The organism is Pseudomonas sp. 7P_10.2_Bac1 (genome assembly GCF_025465935.1).
Classification (GTDB): domain Bacteria; phylum Pseudomonadota; class Gammaproteobacteria; order Pseudomonadales; family Pseudomonadaceae; genus Aquipseudomonas.
On sequence record NZ_JANLNV010000074.1, the window covers coordinates 1 to 731 of the forward strand.

At 62.2% G+C, this 731-nt stretch carries 2 protein-coding genes; both read left to right on the forward strand.

Annotated features, from left to right (window positions below):
- A partial coding sequence (locus NTD86_RS15285; RefSeq protein WP_262203414.1) for a hypothetical protein occupies window positions 1–184 on the forward strand: 184 nt, incomplete at its 5' end.
- A 9-nt stretch (window positions 185–193) separates the two neighbouring features.
- A partial coding sequence (locus tag NTD86_RS15290) for a DUF2169 domain-containing protein (RefSeq protein WP_262203415.1) occupies window positions 194–731 on the forward strand: 538 nt, incomplete at its 3' end.

Sequence of the window (731 nt, forward strand, 5' to 3'; positions counted from 1 at the left end):
TCACAAGTCGGTCGTGGTGGGCAAGCGCTTCACCATCGACGCCGGTGATGAATTCACCGTCACGGTGGGTAAATCCACCCTGACGATGAAGTCCGACGGCACGGTGCTGATCAACGGCCGCACCTTCGATTTCAGTGCAACGGGCGCGGTGCAGATCAACGGCAAAGACGTGGACATCAACTGAGGAGGCGTCATGGAATTTCGCAATCTGACGCCCTTCGATGCGCTGTGTTTCAGTGCCTTGGGTGTGGACGATCAAGAGTATCCGGTGCTGGCCATGAAGGTCGGCTACCGGTTGTTGCCTATCGACGGCCAGCCGGGGCAGTGGCGGGCCGAAGTGATGGACGACGATCCCGTGCCGTTGTGTACCGGCGACACGTATTACGGCGATGAAGGCACCAGCAGCGTTTACGAAGAAAGCGACCTGGCCCCCTTCAAACCGCGCTGCGATGTGATCGTGGTGGGCCGGGCACATGCGCCGCAGGGCCAACCCGCCTCGACATGGGACGCCGGTGTACGGCTGAGCCTGCCGCTGCCCCCCTTGCAGATTGAAGTGCCGCTGCCCAAGCCGCTCAGCCCCGGCGAACCGCTGAACGAATTCCAGCTTCAGGAATGGCAAGCCCGGCGTGTAGCTGCTGCGAAGGCCTGCGCCGATACACCGACCCGCCGCAACCTGCTGGACAAGCAACTGCGATTCACCGGGCCACGGCAGTTCAAACACAGCCCGTTCG